Source organism: Corallococcus aberystwythensis, assembly GCF_003612165.1.
GTDB classification, from domain to species: domain Bacteria; phylum Myxococcota; class Myxococcia; order Myxococcales; family Myxococcaceae; genus Corallococcus; species Corallococcus aberystwythensis.
Genome location: NZ_RAWK01000240.1, coordinates 1 through 15,484 on the forward strand (window position 1 = coordinate 1; position 15,484 = coordinate 15,484).

General features: G+C 69.9%; 14 protein-coding genes. 4 read left to right on the plus strand and 10 right to left on the minus strand.

Translation table 11 applies throughout. The annotated features are described in order from the left end of the window. Positions 1 to 1,502: PQQ-binding-like beta-propeller repeat protein (locus D7W81_RS31295; RefSeq protein WP_208721531.1), on the plus strand; the 1,502-nt coding region annotated here is incomplete at its 5' end. Between the two features lie 4 nt (positions 1,503 to 1,506). Here D7W81_RS31295 and D7W81_RS31300 read toward each other — a convergent pair. Beyond that, on the minus strand, positions 1,507 to 2,982 hold the full coding sequence (locus D7W81_RS31300; protein WP_120559068.1) for an ammonia-forming cytochrome c nitrite reductase subunit c552: 1,476 nt from the start codon (positions 2,980 to 2,982) through the stop codon (positions 1,507 to 1,509). Beyond that, entirely contained in the window at positions 2,979 to 3,497 is a 519-nt protein-coding gene (gene nrfH / locus D7W81_RS31305) for a cytochrome c nitrite reductase small subunit (RefSeq protein ID WP_120559069.1), read from the minus strand. Before nrfH ends, D7W81_RS31300 begins: the two co-directional genes overlap by 4 nt. A 103-nt stretch (positions 3,498 to 3,600) precedes the next feature. On the opposite strand from nrfH, the gene D7W81_RS42560 reads away from it, so the two are divergent. The 3 genes from D7W81_RS42560 to D7W81_RS31315 are packed head-to-tail and all read left to right on the plus strand — an operon-like array spanning position 3,601 to position 6,445. Beyond that, positions 3,601 to 3,921: a hypothetical protein gene (locus tag D7W81_RS42560; RefSeq protein WP_158621735.1), complete on the plus strand. Its 321-nt coding sequence runs from the start codon at positions 3,601 to 3,603 to the stop codon at positions 3,919 to 3,921. A gap of 2 nt (positions 3,922 to 3,923) precedes the next feature. Beyond that, the gene (locus tag D7W81_RS31310; protein WP_158621736.1) at positions 3,924 to 5,435 is read left to right on the plus strand and encodes an FAD-binding protein; all 1,512 of its coding nucleotides are present in this window, start codon (positions 3,924 to 3,926) and stop codon (positions 5,433 to 5,435) included. Beyond that, complete coding sequence (locus D7W81_RS31315) at positions 5,432 to 6,445, plus strand: hypothetical protein (RefSeq protein ID WP_147445685.1); 1,014 nt, start codon at positions 5,432 to 5,434, stop codon at positions 6,443 to 6,445. The genes D7W81_RS31310 and D7W81_RS31315 overlap by 4 nt, the downstream gene beginning before the upstream one ends. A gap of 62 nt (positions 6,446 to 6,507) precedes the next feature. Here D7W81_RS31315 and D7W81_RS31320 read toward each other — a convergent pair whose 3' ends face one another. The 8 genes from D7W81_RS31320 to D7W81_RS31355 form a co-directional block, all read right to left on the minus strand. Further along, positions 6,508 to 7,908 (minus strand): family 2B encapsulin nanocompartment shell protein, encoded by a 1,401-nt coding sequence (locus D7W81_RS31320; protein WP_120559072.1) that lies wholly within the window; start codon positions 7,906 to 7,908, stop codon positions 6,508 to 6,510. Positions 7,909 to 7,941: 33 nt separating this feature from the next. Beyond that, positions 7,942 to 9,339 (minus strand): family 2B encapsulin nanocompartment shell protein, encoded by a 1,398-nt coding sequence (locus D7W81_RS31325; RefSeq protein WP_120559073.1) that lies wholly within the window; start codon positions 9,337 to 9,339, stop codon positions 7,942 to 7,944. A 53-nt stretch (positions 9,340 to 9,392) separates the two neighbouring features. Then, on the minus strand, positions 9,393 to 11,651 hold the full coding sequence (locus tag D7W81_RS31330) for a family 2 encapsulin nanocompartment cargo protein terpene cyclase (protein ID WP_120559074.1): 2,259 nt from the start codon (positions 11,649 to 11,651) through the stop codon (positions 9,393 to 9,395). A 199-nt stretch (positions 11,652 to 11,850) separates the two neighbouring features. Further along, entirely contained in the window at positions 11,851 to 12,255 is a 405-nt protein-coding gene (locus D7W81_RS31335) for a cell envelope biogenesis protein TolA (RefSeq protein WP_120559075.1), read from the minus strand. A 151-nt stretch (positions 12,256 to 12,406) separates the two neighbouring features. Further along, positions 12,407 to 13,495 (minus strand): succinyl-diaminopimelate desuccinylase, encoded by a 1,089-nt coding sequence (dapE, locus tag D7W81_RS31340; RefSeq protein ID WP_120559079.1) that lies wholly within the window; start codon positions 13,493 to 13,495, stop codon positions 12,407 to 12,409. Between the two features lie 45 nt (positions 13,496 to 13,540). Further along, positions 13,541 to 14,173: a cupin domain-containing protein gene (locus D7W81_RS31345; protein ID WP_120559076.1), complete on the minus strand. Its 633-nt coding sequence runs from the start codon at positions 14,171 to 14,173 to the stop codon at positions 13,541 to 13,543. Positions 14,174 to 14,250: 77 nt separating this feature from the next. Then, complete coding sequence (locus D7W81_RS31350; protein ID WP_120559077.1) at positions 14,251 to 15,078, minus strand: 2,3,4,5-tetrahydropyridine-2,6-dicarboxylate N-succinyltransferase; 828 nt, start codon at positions 15,076 to 15,078, stop codon at positions 14,251 to 14,253. Positions 15,079 to 15,132: 54 nt separating this feature from the next. After that, a complete protein-coding gene (locus D7W81_RS31355) occupies positions 15,133 to 15,438 on the minus strand; it encodes a hypothetical protein (RefSeq protein WP_120559078.1) in 306 nt (101 codons plus the stop codon). Positions 15,439 to 15,484: the final 46 nt, after the last annotated feature.

Here is a 15,484-nt window from a genome sequence, read left to right on the forward strand (position 1 = left end):
GTGGGTGGGGGTGCGGAGGCGGGGCGGAGACGCCTGATCCGGACAACTGCCATGATTCGAAGACGGGGTGTCCCCCCGAGGAGCAGCCCTCGGTGCCGGTCGAGGTTCCTCCGCCCGGGAGCGGCACGCAGACGCCGCCGGACAATGAGAACCCACAGACTTCACCGCCTCCGGACAAGGAGCCGGAGCAGGTGCCACCCGCCTCGGGGGCCACGCTGTGGCTCGCGAAGGAGGGCGCCGCCCAGGACGACCTGGCGCTGGACCTGGCGGTGGACGCCACCGGGGACTTCTTCACCGCCGCCGCGCACGGCTACGACGACCTGGAGGCGCGCAACCCCACGGATGACGCCGTGGACCTGGTGCTCACCCGGCGCTCCGGCGCGGGGCAGACGCTGTGGAAGCGCACGTACGACGTGCGCGTGGACCTCACGCCCGAAGCACTGCGCGCGGACGTGCACGCCCGCGTGGCGGCGGACGGCGCGGGCGGCATGCTCCTGGCCGGCAACATCCAGGGCACGGTGGACCTGGGCACGGGCAAGCTCAGCACTGGCGCCATCGTCGCCAGGCTGTCCGCGGACGGCGTGACGCTCTGGGCGCACCGGGTGCCCGGCGAGCTGACGGTGAAGGACGTGGCGGCGGACGCGGAGGGGAGGCTGTACGTGGCCTATACCGCGCCCGGCGCGGTGGACCTGGGCAACGCGGTGAAGGGAGCCTCGGCGGGCGTGGCGGTGTTCGCCGCGGACGGCACCGCGGAGCGGGCCTTCGCCGTGGGCAGCGCGGAGTCCGAGGGCGCGGGCGCCGAGCCCCTGTCCCTGTCGCCCGGCGCGGACGGCAGCGTGGCGGTGGCGGGGCGCTACGTGGGCACGGTGCGCTTCGGCACCAACGTGACGCAGGGGTCCGGTTCCGGCAGCCCCTTCGTGGCGCTGTACCGGGGGAACGGCTCGCTCGGCTGGGCGAAGGTGCGGCCCGGCGTGAAGGGCGCCGTCCGGGACGTGAGCCGCGACGCCGCCGGTGACGTGGTGGCGGGCGGCGACTTCCAGGGCAGCTTCTCCTGGGCGGGCGCGTCGCTGAAGGGCGCCTCCAGCCCCAGCCCCTTCGTGGTGGTGACGGCCGCGGACGGCACCGAGCGCTGGGCGCGAGACCTGGGCGTGGACGCGTCCGTGCAGGGCGTGGCCATCCACGCCACGGGTGAGGTGCTGGTGGTGGGCTACACGTACTCGTGGCTGGAGAACGGCGCCTCGGGCACGGACGGCCTGGGAGCCGCGCAGCTCTTCACCCAGCGCTTCGACCCCACGGGCCAGCCGCTCAAGTCGCGCCTCTTCCTGGGCGCCACGCCGGAAGCACGCGGTGAGCTGTACGGCGTGGAGGCGGTGCCTGCGGTAGCGCTGCTGCCGGACGGCGACGCGGTGCTGTTCGGCTACACGGACCGCGTCACGGACTTCGGCGTGGACAAGCTCAAGCCCACGCGCGGCGACGTCTTCCTGGTGCGCGTGAAGTACTGACCGTCTACTTCGAGCCCCGCGGAGCGCTCCCACTTCCGGTGGCGGGCGCTCCCGCGGGCCGCTGGTCCGGGGCGGTGGAGGCCCCTCCGCCAGGCCGCAGCGCGTTCTGGCCCAGGCGTGAGAAGTTGATGGAGTTGCTCAGGATGCGCACCGCCTCCTGGTCCGCGTGGAAGCCCATGGAGTTCTCCGCCTCCACGAAGTCCAGGTAGAACTGGGCGCGCTTCTGCAGGTCGCGCGCCTTGGCCAGCGACGCCTCGGGCGCCCCCGCCTTCTGTGCGCTCTCCAGGTCGTGGATGAGGTCCACCAGCGCGTCCATGGCGATGTTGCGCGTCTGGAAGGTGCGCGTCTGGATTGTCTCCGCGCGCTGGAGCAGCTCCGCCTCGCTCCACTTGTGACAGGTCTGGCAGGCGCGGTTGATGTTGAGCAGCGGGCTGCGCACGTGGTGGTCGCTGATCTTCATCGCCCCCTGGCGCTGGTAGGGCATGTGGCAGTCCGCGCACGCCACCCCGCTCTTCGCGTGGATGCCCTGGTTGTACATCTCGAACTCGGGATGCTGCGCCTTGAGGACCTTCGCGCCGGTGAGCGCGTGGGTCCAGTCGGTGTGCCCGTCCTCGTCGTAGTACGCCATGATCTGGTCGATGTTGATGCCCTTCGCCCAGGGGTACGTGAGGCGCTTCTCCTTGCCCTTGAAGTAGTACTCGACGTGGCACTGCCCGCACACGTACGTGCGCATCTCCTGGCGGGTGGCGTCCTGGTTCACCCGGAAGTCCGGCACGCCCTGGCTGGCCTTGAGCGCGGCGATGCCCTCGATGAAGCCGGGGCGCGTGACGCGCAGCTGCATGGTGCCGGGGTCGTGGCAGTCGATGCAGGACACCGGGTGCTCCACCAGCTTGCGCGCCTCCGCGAAGGGCATCTGGTTCATCTTTTCAAAGCCCTTGATGAGGTCCCCGTCCCCCAGCTTCTTGTAGGGCACGTACACGCTGCCGTGGCAGTGGATGCAGGTGCCCGGCTGCTGCGTCACCTGCTGCCGCTGGGTGAAGACCTGGTCATCGAGCATGTGCGCGTGGCCGCGCTCCTCGCGGAAGTCGGTGGCGAAGGCGTAGCCGCTCCACATGGTGACCAGGCGGGGGTCCTCCTCCAGCCGGCTCTGCGCCACCACCGAGCGCGGGTCCGCCTGGGTGGGCGTGCGCGCCACCGCCTCGCTGCCGCCGTAGCGGGTGCGTTGCTGGTCCACCGTGCGCCGGTAGCCGTCGTACTGGAGCGGGAAGTTCTTCCCCCACACTGCGGGGTCCGTGATGGTGTCGTCGAGCTCCACCACCCGGTAGAAGGGGTTCTTCGCCTCCTGCTTGCGCTCCATGATGTTGACCAGGAGGGCGGTGACGCCCGCCGAGGCCAGCGCCGCCGCCACCGCGACCGTGACCACCAGCCGGGTGCCGCTGAACCGTTGGCGCTTCTCCGGAGCCTTCTGGGGCTCGGTCATCGTGCAATCTCCTTACGGATGAGCTCGGGGTTGCCCGACCCTTCGGGGTGGCCCACGGAGTTGTGGCAGGTGAGGCACTGGAGCTGCTCGCCGGGGGCCACCCGCTCGTGGCCCGTGGGCGGCGTCTCGATGGCCTCCACGATGGAGGCGTGGCACTTGCGGCACGCGTTCTCCGTCACCACGCGGTTGCCCGGACGCAGGCGGATGGGGTCGGGGAAGGTGCCGGTGGTGAAGTAGAAGGAGTGCCAGAAGCCGTTGCTCGCCTTCGTGTAGTACTTGGGCAGGAAGCCCGCGGGCGTGTGGCAGTCGTTGCAGGTGGCCACCGCGTGGTGGCTGCTCTTGCGCCAGCCGTCGTACTGCTCGTTCATGATGTGGCAGTTGGCGCAGGCCGCAGGGTCGTCCCGCAGGTAGGACGAGCCCTTCGCGTACGCGAAGGTGAAGCCCCCGAGGCCGACCGCCACTCCAATGGCGACCCCGAGGGTCACGGCCAGCACGGTGCGGGATGCGATGGGCACGGGGCTCAGCCTACCTGCATCCCCTTGCGCGTGGAGTACCAAACAGGCCTCCGCGACCGTCGGCCGCGTGGTCCCACCCCTCTGGCAGGCCCCATGCTCGAGCATGTCAAAGCGTGCGGCGGCGTTGCTGTGTCTGGGGTTGAGCTCGGCGTGCGCGCACTACCGCGTCCAGGCGCCCGGTGCCGCGGGGGCTGGTGCCACCGAGCCGCAGGGCGAGGTCCTCTGGTCGCTGGGCTGGGGCCTGGTCCAGGAGCGGCCCCAGGTGGACAACTGCCAGGACCAGGCGCTCGCGGAGGTCACCCAGAGCACCAACGTGGGCTTCGCGCTCATCAGCGTCGTGACGCTCGGCCTCGCGATGCCGCAGCGGGTGGAGTGGCGCTGCGCCAAGGCCCAGCCCACGCCCGGCGACCTCGGGGTGCGGTAGCCATGCCCCCCATCATCCATGAGAGCCCCCAGAAGCGCTGGCAGAACTGGCACCAGAGCTACACCCAGAAGCTGGAGCTCCTGGTGGACGTCTGGAATGCCAATGCCTCCCAGTCCACGGTGCCGGGCTACATCGACACCACGCAGGGGCTGCAAGGGCTCATCCAGCGCGCGCTCACCGAGCGCCTGGAGATCCGCGGCCTGGGGGGCGGCTGGTCCTTCTCCAAGGCGCCCGCCACCAGCGGCATCCTCGTCAACACCAAGCCGCTGAACTACCTCTTCCCGGCGCCCCGCACGCACCCCGCGTACCCGGGCCGGCGGGAGAACCTCCTCTTCGCGCAGTGCGGTATCACCGTCGCGGAGCTGAACCACTTCCTGAAGAAGATCGGCAAGTCCCTGCCCACCTCGGGCGCCAGCAACGGGCAGACCATCGCCGGGGCCATTGGGACGGGCACGCATGGCTCCAGCCTGGAGTCCGGCGCCATGCAGGACTTCGTGGTGGGCCTGCACCTCGTGGTCTCACCGGACCGGCACGTGTGGCTGGAGCGGGCCAGCGCCCCGGTCATCCACGACGAGATTCCCCAGAACCTGGGCGCGCAGCTCGTCCGGGACGACGCCCTCTTCAATGCCGCCCTGGTGGGCATGGGCGGCTTCGGCATCGTGCACGGCGTCCTGATGGAGGTGGAGGACCTCTACTACCTCCAGGCCTACCGCCATCGGCTGCCGCTCACCGAGGAACTCTGGCGCGCGCTCGACCAGCTGGACTTCTCCGGCATGGCGCTGCCAGGCCCGCCGGGGCTCAAGCCCTATCACTTCCAGGCGGTCATCAATCCCAACGACCTGGACCGGGGTGTCTACGTCACGGTGATGTACAAGCACGCGCAGCGCCCGGAGGGCTCGCACCCGCCCAGTCCCGGCAGCAAGCTGACGCAGGGGGACAGCGCGCTCGAAATCGTCGGCGTGCTGACGGACATGGTTTCGGAGCTGACCATCCCCGTGCTGTCGCGGCTGATGGATCGCTTCTACGAGCAGTACGACAACGTCAGCGCGACGCACGGCGAGCTGTTCACCGACACCACCACCCGGGGGAAGGCCTGGGGCAGCGCGGTGGGCGTTCCGCTCGGCCGGGTGCGCGAGACCGTGGAGATGGCCCTCGCCGTCAACCGCGCGTTCCCGTTCCCCGGGCTGTTCGGGCTGCGCTACGCCCTGCCCTCCCGGGCCACGCTGGCGTTCACCTCGCACGCGCCCATGACGTGCGTCCTCGACATCGACGGAGCGGCGTCCACCCGCACGAAGACCTACAGCCGCCGCGTCTGGCAGCGGATCGCCGAGGCCTCCATTCCCCACACGTTCCACTGGGGCAAGTTCCACGAACTGAACGGCCCGGCGGTGCGCGGCCTGTACGGCACGGCACGCGTGGATGCCTGGCTCGGTGCGCGCGGGGCCCTGCTCCCCACCCCCGAGCTGCGCGCGGCCTTCTCCAATGATTATCTCCGCGGCCTGGAACTCGCGTGAGGAGGTTCGCCGGTCTGGCGGTGGTGGGCGCGCTGCTCATGCCAGGAGCGGGGAGCGCGCGGGACGGCGACAACATCAACCTCTACCGCTACGTGCTCGACGTGGACGTGCCCGAGTCCCCGGCCCTGGTGGCGCTGGAGGAGGCGCCCCTGCGCGTGCTGCTCGGAGCCGCGCCCAAGCCCGTGATGGCGACAGTCCTGGCATCGACAACACCCGAGACGCTCAGCCCTGGACTCAGCCTGGACATCGCGCCGTACTTCCTCTTCGGCGGTGGCGTCCGGAGCCTGTCGGGCTACCGCTCGAACTCGGTGGCCGGCCGGCTGATGCGGGTGCTGACGAAGACGACGGTGTCCGCGGCGCTGATTCCAGACACCGCGGACGGAGGCGCGTGGCGCGTGGGCTTCGGGCTCCGGACGACGGTCCACGACCCGCACGACCCCGTGCTCAACTCCACCCTGCCCGAGCGGATCGCGGAGGAAATGGAGCGCCAGGGCGTGCCGCCGCCCGCGGACTCGGACGAAAACCTCACCGCACGAGGCGTGGACCTGTCCGCCCTCTTCGAAGAGGCAGAGAAGGAGATGCGGGCGCGGAGCGGCGACATCCAGATCTCCGGCGGCTGGGGTGTCTCCGCGCGCACGGAAGGAGGCGTGTTCACGGGCGAGGGGCTGCGGGACACCCGGCACACGTTCTGGCTGACCGGCCAGGCCGTGCTCGGGCGGCGCTTCGACGTGCTCGCGACGATGCAGGTGCTGGACGCGTTCGGCTCCGGCCTGGAGCTGCGCACCGGCCTGGGCGTGCAACGGAAGACCTCCATGGCCGACTTCCGAGCCGAGCTGACCTATGACGGCACCGACGAGCGCCTCCACCCGGGAGCGGCCATCGACGTGAAGCTGCCCGGGTGCACCAGCGCCATCGCCTCCCTCACCACGGCGTCCGGCACGGACAGGCACGATGACCCGGTGCTCCGGGGCCAGCTCCAGCTGCGCTGGTACTTCGCCCGGTGCCGCTAAAGCAAACGGGCCCGGCGCGCTGAAGGCACCGGGCCCGTCCATGCTTCACGGCATGAAACGGCTCAGCCGCCGAGCGCCACGTTCTCCAGCACGCCCAGCGCGTCCGGGACGAGCACGGCGGCGGAGTAGTAGGTGCTCACCAGGTAGTTCGTGATGGCCTGCTCGTTGACGGCCATGCGCTTCACGGTGAGGCTCGGCTCGATCTCGTCGGGGATGCCGGCGTTGTGCAGGCCGATGACGCCCTGGTCGTCCGGACCGGTGCGCATGGCGATGATGGCGCTGGTGTTCTCCCGCGTGATGGGGAGCTTGTCGCAGGGGAGCATGGGCACCCCGCGCCAGGCCTGCATCTTCTGCCCCTCCACGTCCACCACCGTGGGGTAGAGGCCGCGCTTGTTGCACTCCCGGCCGAACGCCGCGATGGCGCGCGGGTGGGCCAGCATGAAGCGCGTCTTGCGGCGGCGCGACAGCAGCTCGTCCAGGTCGTCCGGCGTCGGCGGGCCCGAGCGGGTGTTGATGCGCTGCTTGAGGTCCGCGTTGTGCAGCAGCCCGAACTCCGGGTTGTTGATGAGCTCGTGCTCCTTGCGCTCCTTCAGCGCCTCCACGGTCAGCCGCAGCTGCTCGGCGGTCTGGTTCATGGGGTCGTTGAAGATGTCGGAGACGCGGGTGTGCACGCGCAGGATGGTCTGCGCCACGCTCAGCTCGTACTCGCGCGGCTTCAGCTCGTAGTCCACGAAGGTGCCGGGCAGCACGGGCTCGCCGTGGTGGCCGGCGGCCAGCGCGATGGCGGCCTGCCCCGCCTTGTCCTGGGGCTTCTTGAGGTTCGCCTTGTAGCGCGCCACGTGCGCGCTCAGCGCCGGGGACTGGACGATGAGGGACTCGAAGACCTCCTGCGGCAGCGCCATCACCGTGCAGGCCGTGAGGGCCTTGACGGTGAAGGGCCACACGTCGTTCGACTCCACCACCGCCTGGTCACCGAAGTGGTCGCCGTCCGCCAGCGTGTCCAGCACCACCGGGTCGCCGTACTTGCCGGCCGTCAGCTTCTGCGCCTTGCCGTGCGCCAGGAGAAACACGTGCTCGGCGGACTGGCCCGCCTCCACGATGTTCTCCCCCGCCTTGAACTGCCGCTGCGTGAAGCGGCCCGCCAGGGTGCGCATGAGCAGGTCATCCACGTCCTCGAAGCCCCGCATCAGCGGCAGCTTGAGCAGCTCCTGCGGGATGACCTCCACCTTGACGCCGATGTTGCTGAAGTTCAGCCGGTCGTCGCCAACGGTGTACGTCAGCCGGCGGTTGACGCGGAACGTGCCGCCGGACACCTGCACCCAGGGCAGGATGCGCAGCAGCCAGCGGGGCGAGATGCCCTGCATCATCGGCTGCGTCTTGGTCGTCGTCGCGAGCTGGCGCGCACCCGCCGTGCTGAGGCTCTGGCCTTCGTGCGCCGCTACGTCCTTCTGAGAGTTCGCCATGGAAGTACCTTCCCGTTACGTGTGGGCGGAGGACTACGAGCGGCCCAGTTCCACGCTCTCGAGGATGCCCAGCGCGTCCGGGGTGAGCACCGCCGCGGAGAAGTACGCCGTCACCAGGTAGTTCATGATGGCCTTCTCGTTGATACCCATGAACCGGACGTTGAGGCTGGGCTCGATCTCATCCGGGATGCCCGCCTGGTGCAGACCCACGACGCCCTGGTTCTTCTCACCCACGCGCATCAGCATGATGGACGTGGTGCGGGACTCGGAGACGGGGATCTTGTTGCAGGACACGATGGGGATGCCGCGCCACGCGGGCACCATGTTCCCGTTCATGTCGATGCTGGTGGGGTAGATGCCGCGCTTGTTGCACTCCTGCCCGAACGCGGCGATGGCGCGCGGGTGGGCCAGGAAGAACGACGGCTCCTTCCACACCGTGGCCAGCAGCTCGTCCATGTCGTCCGGCGTCGGGGCGCCGGAGCGGGTGTGGATGCGCTGCTTGAGGTCCGCGTTGTGCAGCAGGCCGAACTCGCGGTTGTTCACGAGCTCGTGCTCCTTGCGCTCCTTCAGCGCCTCCACGGTCAGCCGCAGCTGCTGCTGCGTCTGGTTCATGGGGTCGTTGAAGAGGTCCGCGACGCGCGTGTGGATCTGCAGCACGGTCTGCGCGACGGCCAGCTCGTACTCGCGCGGGTGCGTCTCGTAGTCCACGTAGGTGCCGGGCAGCACGGGCTCGCCGTGGTGGCCGGCGGCCAGCTCGATGGCCTTCTGGCCGGACGTGTCCTGCTTCTTCTTGGAGCGGGCCTTGAAGTCCTCGATGTGCTTCTGGAGCGACGGCACCTGCGCCACCACCGCCTCGAAGGCGGACTGCTGGAGGATGAGCGCGATGACGGGCGTCACGGCCTTCGCCGTGAACTGCCAGTAGTCCTGCGACTCCAGCAGCGCCTGGTAGCTGTAGTGGTCGCCGTCCGCCAGCGTCTCCAGCACCAGCGGCTCGCCGTACTTGCCGGTGCCGATGCGGTTCACCTTGCCGTGGGCGATGAGGACGATGGAGTCCGCTTCCTTGCCGGACTCGGTGATGACCTCACCGGCCTTGTACTCCTTCTGCACGAAGCGGTTGGCCAGCGCCGTCAGCGCCTCCACGTCCTCGTAGCCGCGCAGCAGGGGCAGCTCGCCCAACTCCTGCGGAATCACCGCCACCTTGGCGCCGGTGCTGGTGAAGGTGACGCGGCCGTCGCCCACCGCGTAGGTCATGCGGCGGTTGACGCGGAAGGTACCGCCGGACACCTGCATCCACGGCAGCAGCTTGAGCAGCCACCGCGAGGAGATGCCCTGCATCTGCGGCTCGGACTTGGTCGTCGTCGCCAGCTGACGCGCCGCCTGCGTGCCAAGGCTCTGGTTGTTGTCGTCGAACTTCTTCAGGTCGTTGGACATGGGGCCACCCTTTTCAGGTTAAGGATTCAAAAGGTTTCGAACTGCGGTTGAACTCAGTGCTTGCCGGAGCGGAACAGCTCGGCGACGCGCATCGCGGACATGCCCAGGCTTGAGACGTTCCCGGGCTTGAGCTTCGGCGCCGCGTCGTGGCGGAGCTCGGCTTCCGTGTAGCGGGTCACCTCCGCGTGCCACTGGGGGATGCCCGCCATCCACTGCTGGAGCTGCTCCACGTACTTGTGCAGCTTCTCCTGTGCCTTCGCATCCAGGTCGAAGGCGCGGATGACCACTGGCAGCTCCTTGGCCACCAGGTGCTGGAACTGCTTCATGCGCGCGGTCATCAGCTCATTGACCACGCTCACGGCCTCGTCCTTGTCCACGCCCAGGAACTTCTGGACCACGAGCACGCAGTTGTTGAGCTCGCCCTCGAACTCAATCTCCTTCTGATAGGAGAAGAGGTCGTTGACGAAGCACGCGTAGTCCGCGGCGGAGTTCTCCAGCCCGCGCAGCGTGCGGGTGTTGAAGACGTCCTCCGGAATCGCGTCGCCCTTGGAGAGGCGCGACAGGCTCATGGTGAGGTCCGAGCCGAACGTCTTGCGGCGCATCTCCACGTAGTCCACGGGGTCCGGCACGCGGTTGATGAGCTGGTTGTTCAGCTCCCACACCCAGCTGTCCGTCATGTCCTGGATGGCCTTGCGGAACAGCTTGCGTCCGCGCGGCGACAGCGGGCCCGCCGTGCGCTTCCACAGGTCCGCCAGGCCCAGCTCCACGGGGTTGGTCGGCACCGCGGCGTTGGCGATCTCCACGTCATCCGGCATGAACTGGTTGAGCCGCGCGTTGAACACCTTCGCGCCCGCCATGTCCCGCGTGTTGGCGTAGAGCATGGGGAAGTAGTCGTCCGCGTAGGTGCCCCAGACGAGCCAGCACGCCGTCAGGTCCAGCTGCTCCGGGGTCGCGTCCGGGTGGATGAGCGCGCCGCAGAGGGCCACGTCCGCCGCGTCGAACTTGTGGTCGTCCCAGACGTAGAGCCCCACGACGGGCACCACCTCCAGCATGCCCACCCGCCGCGCCCAGTCCTTGGAGTTCTTGCGCGCGCGGTCCAGGTGGGGGCTCAAGTACGTGCTGTACGGCATGTAGAACTTCGGCAGCTTCGTGGGGCCCACGTGCTGGCGGGGCACATGGCTCAGGGACCGGGCCCGGGGCCCCAGTCCCAGCGCGCCGGGCGTCAGCGGAATCCGCAGCGCGGAGGTCCCCAGGCCGGAGGGCACGGGGATGGACAGCGCCTGGCGCTCCTCCGAGTGCTGGTTCATGTAGCGGTTGGAGCGCATGTGCCACTCGTGGCCGCCGGACTGCCAGTCCTGCAGGCCGCGCAGATACGAGAGCACCTGCGCCTGCTCCACCGGGTTGAGGGCGTTCTCCGCGAAGAGCCAGGGCAGCTCCGTGGCGAAGGTGGCCTCGAACTGCTGGAGCCGTGAGGTCAGCAGGTCGTTGACCAGGTCCGCCGCGCGCTGGGTGTCGCAGTCGAGGAACTTCTCCACCACCAGCACGCCGTTGGAGAGCTCGCCCTCCTCCAGCTCGCGCTCGTAGGAGAACAGGTCGTTGCGCAGGTGGACCGCGTCGGAGAACGTGTCCTTGAAGACGCGCATCGGCCGGCTCTTCACGACGCGCGCGGGAATCTCCGCGACGGCGTGCTCCACCAGGTCCGAGGACCAGGGCGCCCCGCCCACCTTGCGGCGCATCTCGATGTACTCGATGGGGTTGGAGACGCGCGCCTCGCTGATGTTCTCGATCTCCCACATCGATTCATCGAGCAGGTGCTTGGTGTTCTCGAAGAAGCGGCGGCGCCAGTCCATGGACATGGAGGGCACGGTGCGCTGCCACAAGTCCCAGAGGCCGCGCTCCACCGGGTTGACGGGCTCCGGCGGCGTCTGGGACAGGTCCAGCGGCATGAACAGCGGCAGCCGGTCCAGGTAGGCCTGGCCGCCCTTCACGTCGCGCGAGTACTTGAAGACCTCCAGGAAGTGGTCGTCGAAGTAGAAGACCCAGACGTACCAGTCCGTGACGAGGTCCAGCTCCGGGGCCGGCGCCTCCGGGTGCGTGTACGCACAGAGCAGCGCGTAGTCCATGCCGTCGAAGCGGCGCTCGGACCACACCTCCCGGTCCGTGCCGTCACGCGGCGGCCCCAGGATGCCCATCTGGTACGACCACGCCTTGGTGTGCGCGCGGGCCGTCTCCAGGTTCGGATTCAGGCGCGCCGGCCAGGGCACATAGAAATCCGGCAGCTGGAACGGTTGCTTCTGGCGCGCCTTGGACATTCAGACCGACCCCTCGTTGGAACTCAGAGAGGTTGTACTGTCGTCCAGTGGCCAACTCCACGACTGTCGGACTGGTCCCGAAAATAGGGTTAATCCAACGGATAAGACCCTGCGTGAAAGGGAGATGACCCACCGGCGCGGGGAGCGCATCCCCTTCAAGGGGACCGCCGCCTCCCCGCGTGGCCCGCGATGCCGGGCCTTAGCGGCGCGTCGAGCGGCGCGAGGGGCTCTTGCGAGCCGACGTCTTGCGCGCGGGGCTCTTGCGCGCGGACGTGCCACGGCCGGACGTCTTGCGAGCGGTGCGGCCCGCGGCGGCGCGCTTGGCGGGAGCCTTGCGGGCGCCGCGCTTGGCGGTGGCCTTCTTCGCGGCGCCGCGCTTGGCGGTGGCCTTCTTCGCGGTGCCGCGCTTGCCGGCGGCCTTCTTCGCGGTGGTGCGCTTGGCGGTGGCCTTCTTCGCGGCCCCCGTGCGGCGGGACGACGCCTTGCGGGCGCTCTTGCGCGCACCGGAGGAGCGACGGCGCGAGGGCGTCGCCTCACCCGCGGGCTGCATCGTGTTGGACGACGGGGTCTCGTTCGGGTCCTGCATGTTCGACTCGGCGTGCATCAACTACCTCCAGGGATGACAACACCTGGAGGGTAAGCGCATTCGCCAGAAGTGCACGCATGCCCACCCGCGCAGATGCACTCCACCTGACGAATGCGCGCGGTGCTACATGCGCGCGAGGCCGAAAATCCGGCTCCGGAGCGCACGGCCGCTACAGCGCGCCCTTCAGGAACGCGGCCAGCTTCTCGTACGCCACGGCCAGGGGAGGGATGGGCGCGCTCTCATGGAGCTGGTGCGCCTGCGCCGTCTCACCGGGCCCGAAGTTCACCGCGTCCACGCCCCACTCGCCAAAGCGCGCCACGTCCGTCCACGCCTGCTTCGACGCGGCGGGCAGCCCCGTCAGCGCCATCAGCCGCTGGAACAGCGGGTTGCCCGCGGCCACGGGGCCACTGGGGGACGCGTCCGTGAACTCCACCTCCGCGCGGCCCGCCACCAGCGCCAGCACGTCCTCCTTCGCCCGAGCCACGCTCTTGCCCGGCGCGAAGCGGTAGTTGAGGTTCAGCTCGAACGCCTCCGGCACCACGTTGCGCGCCCGGCCGCCCTTGGCCAGCGTGGCGCTGAGGACTTCGTAGAAGGGGAAGCCCGCGACGTTCACCTCCACGCGCTGGCGCCCCAGGAGCTCCGTGAGCAGCGGCCCCGCCTTGTGGATGGCGTTCTCCCCCTGCCACGGCCGCGCCGAGTGCGCGCTGCGCCCCGTGAAGCGGACCGTCACCTGCATGCTGCCGACACAGCCCACCTGCACCACGCCGTCCGTGGGCTCCATGGCGATGCCGAACTTCACGCGGGACAGGTCCGGCCGCTTCTCGTACAGCGGGATGAGGCCGCTCTCCGCGTAGGCGCCCTCCTCGCGCTCGTACAGGAGGAAGGCCACGTTGACGGGCAGCGCGTCGCGCTTGAGGTCCTCCGCCAGCGCCATCATCACGGCCAGGCCGCCCTTCATGTCGGACGCGCCCAGCCCGTGCACGCGCTCGCCTTCGATGCGCGGCGCGCGGCCTACGTCCCCGGGGTGCATGGGCACCGTGTCCAGGTGGCCGATGAGCGCCACCGTGGGGCGCGGGTCCTCCAGCGACCCCAGCAGCAGCGTGTGCCCCACGCGGAAGACCTCCTCGCGCCGGAAGTGCTTCAGCGCCCAGCCTTCCACGTGGTCCGCGATGGGACCCTCGTGGCCAATGGGGCTGTCGATGCGGCACAGCTCGAGCGTGGTCTGGGCGAGGCGGGCGGCGAGGTCGATGGAGGCCATGCGCGGAGCACCATACTCCCCGCCCGCGCGCGGCACACCGCCCCCTCAGGCGCCTTCCACCAGCTCCTCGAAGGACGTGACGCCGTCCAGCACGGTGAAGCAGATGCACGCGGGGCCCTGCAGCGCGGTGAAGTCGTGCAGCGAGCCGTCCGTCTTCTCCAGCTCGTCGCCGGGCCACACCTCGTGGCCGTTGTCCTCGCGGAAGCCGCCCTCCAGCACCAGGTTCCACTCGCGGCCCAGGTGCGCGTGGCGCGGGTAGCGGGCGCCGGGCATCAGGCGCACGACGGCGGCCATCATCCCCTCGCGCCCCGGGCCCGTCTCCACCGGCATCAGCTCCACGCCGTCCACCGGGCCGGGCATCCAGTTGGCGGGGTCCGCCATGGACTCCAGCAGCTCGCGGGCCCGCGCTTCCGCCACGTCCAGGAACGCGGCCACCTTCCCCGCCCAGCGGGCGAAGCGGCCGGGGCCCTCCATCCGCGCCATCAGCCGCTGGAGCACTTCCGCGGGAGGCGTCACCGGCGGGGCGAGCGCCCCCAGCGCATCCACGGCGGGCGCCAGCCGGGCCAGCTCCGCCCGGCAGTGCGCGCAGCCGTCCAGGTGCCGGGCCGCGGCGTCGCGCCGGGCGGGCTCCAGGGTCCCGAGCAGCCACTCGGGGAGGATGTCGTCGAGGTGTTCCATGCGCTCCCGGATGCTACGGGCGTATCACGTCGCAAAACATCTATACGTGCGCCCGCCAGTGGCGGATTTCCACCGGCTCACACCGGGACGGCGAATTCCCGCAGGGCCGCGTTGAGGCTGGTCTTCTGGTCGGTGGACGCCTTGCGCTGCCCGATGATGAGCGCGCACGGGACCATGTACTTCCCGGCGGGGAACTGCTTCTCCCGCATGCCCGGAATCACCACGCTGCGCGCCGGCACGCGGCCCTTGTGGATGACCTCCTGGGGCCCGGTGACGTCGATGATCTGCGTGGACGCGGTCAGCACCACGTTGGCGCCGAGCACCGCCTCCTCCTCCACCACCACGCCCTCCACCACGATGGAGCGGCTGCCCAGGAAGGCGCCGTCCTCGATGATGACCGGCGACGCGGAAGGCGGCTCGAGCACGCCGCCCAGCCCCACGCCGCCCGACAGGTGGACATGGCGGCCCACCTGCGCGCACGAGCCCACCGTGGCCCACGTGTCCACCATGGTGCCCGCGCCCACGCGCGCGCCGATGTTCACGTACCCGGGCATCACCACCGCGCCCCGCTCCACGAAGGCGCCGTAGCGCACCGTGCCCGGGGGCACCACGCGCACACCCGCCGCCTCCAGGCCCTTCTTCAGGGGCACCTTGTCGTGGAATTCGAAGGGGCCCACCTCCATCACCTGCATCTCCGACACGGCGAAGAACAGGAGGATGGCCTCCTTCACCCAGGCGTTGACCCGCCAGCCCTCCGGGCCCTTCTCCGCGACGCGCAGCTCACCGGCGTCCAGCCGCGCGAGCGTCTCGCGCACCGCCGCCACCGTGTCCGCGTCCTTCAGTTTCGCCCGGTCCGCGAACGCCGCGGACACCCGCTGGGAGAGCTCTTCGAGGGAAGTCGCCATGACGCCGGGTTGAATCACACTTCAGGTGTCCGCGCCCCTCCTGAGTGTCCGCCGTCAGACGTGCGACGCGCCCGGTATCAGCGCCAGCGGATGGGTCAACGACAGGATTTCCCCGTGATGCTGCTTGTCCGCGGCGACCAGCGGACCGGTGCCCTCGCGCAGCACCACGGCGCCCCGGAGCACCCGGCCCACGGCGGACAGGGGCACCTCCTTCCAGTTCCGGGTGAACGGCGAGCGCCGGACATAGAGGTGCTCCTGGCCAATGAAGGCCACGTAGCCCAGGTGCTTCCCGTCCGCCGAGCAGACCCGCATGCCGCCAATGATGGAGCGCCGCTCGAACGGCGTTTCGTCGAAAGCCATCGGTCATCTCCTCCCGTGCGCGGGAAAGGTGGGGACGGCCTGGAAG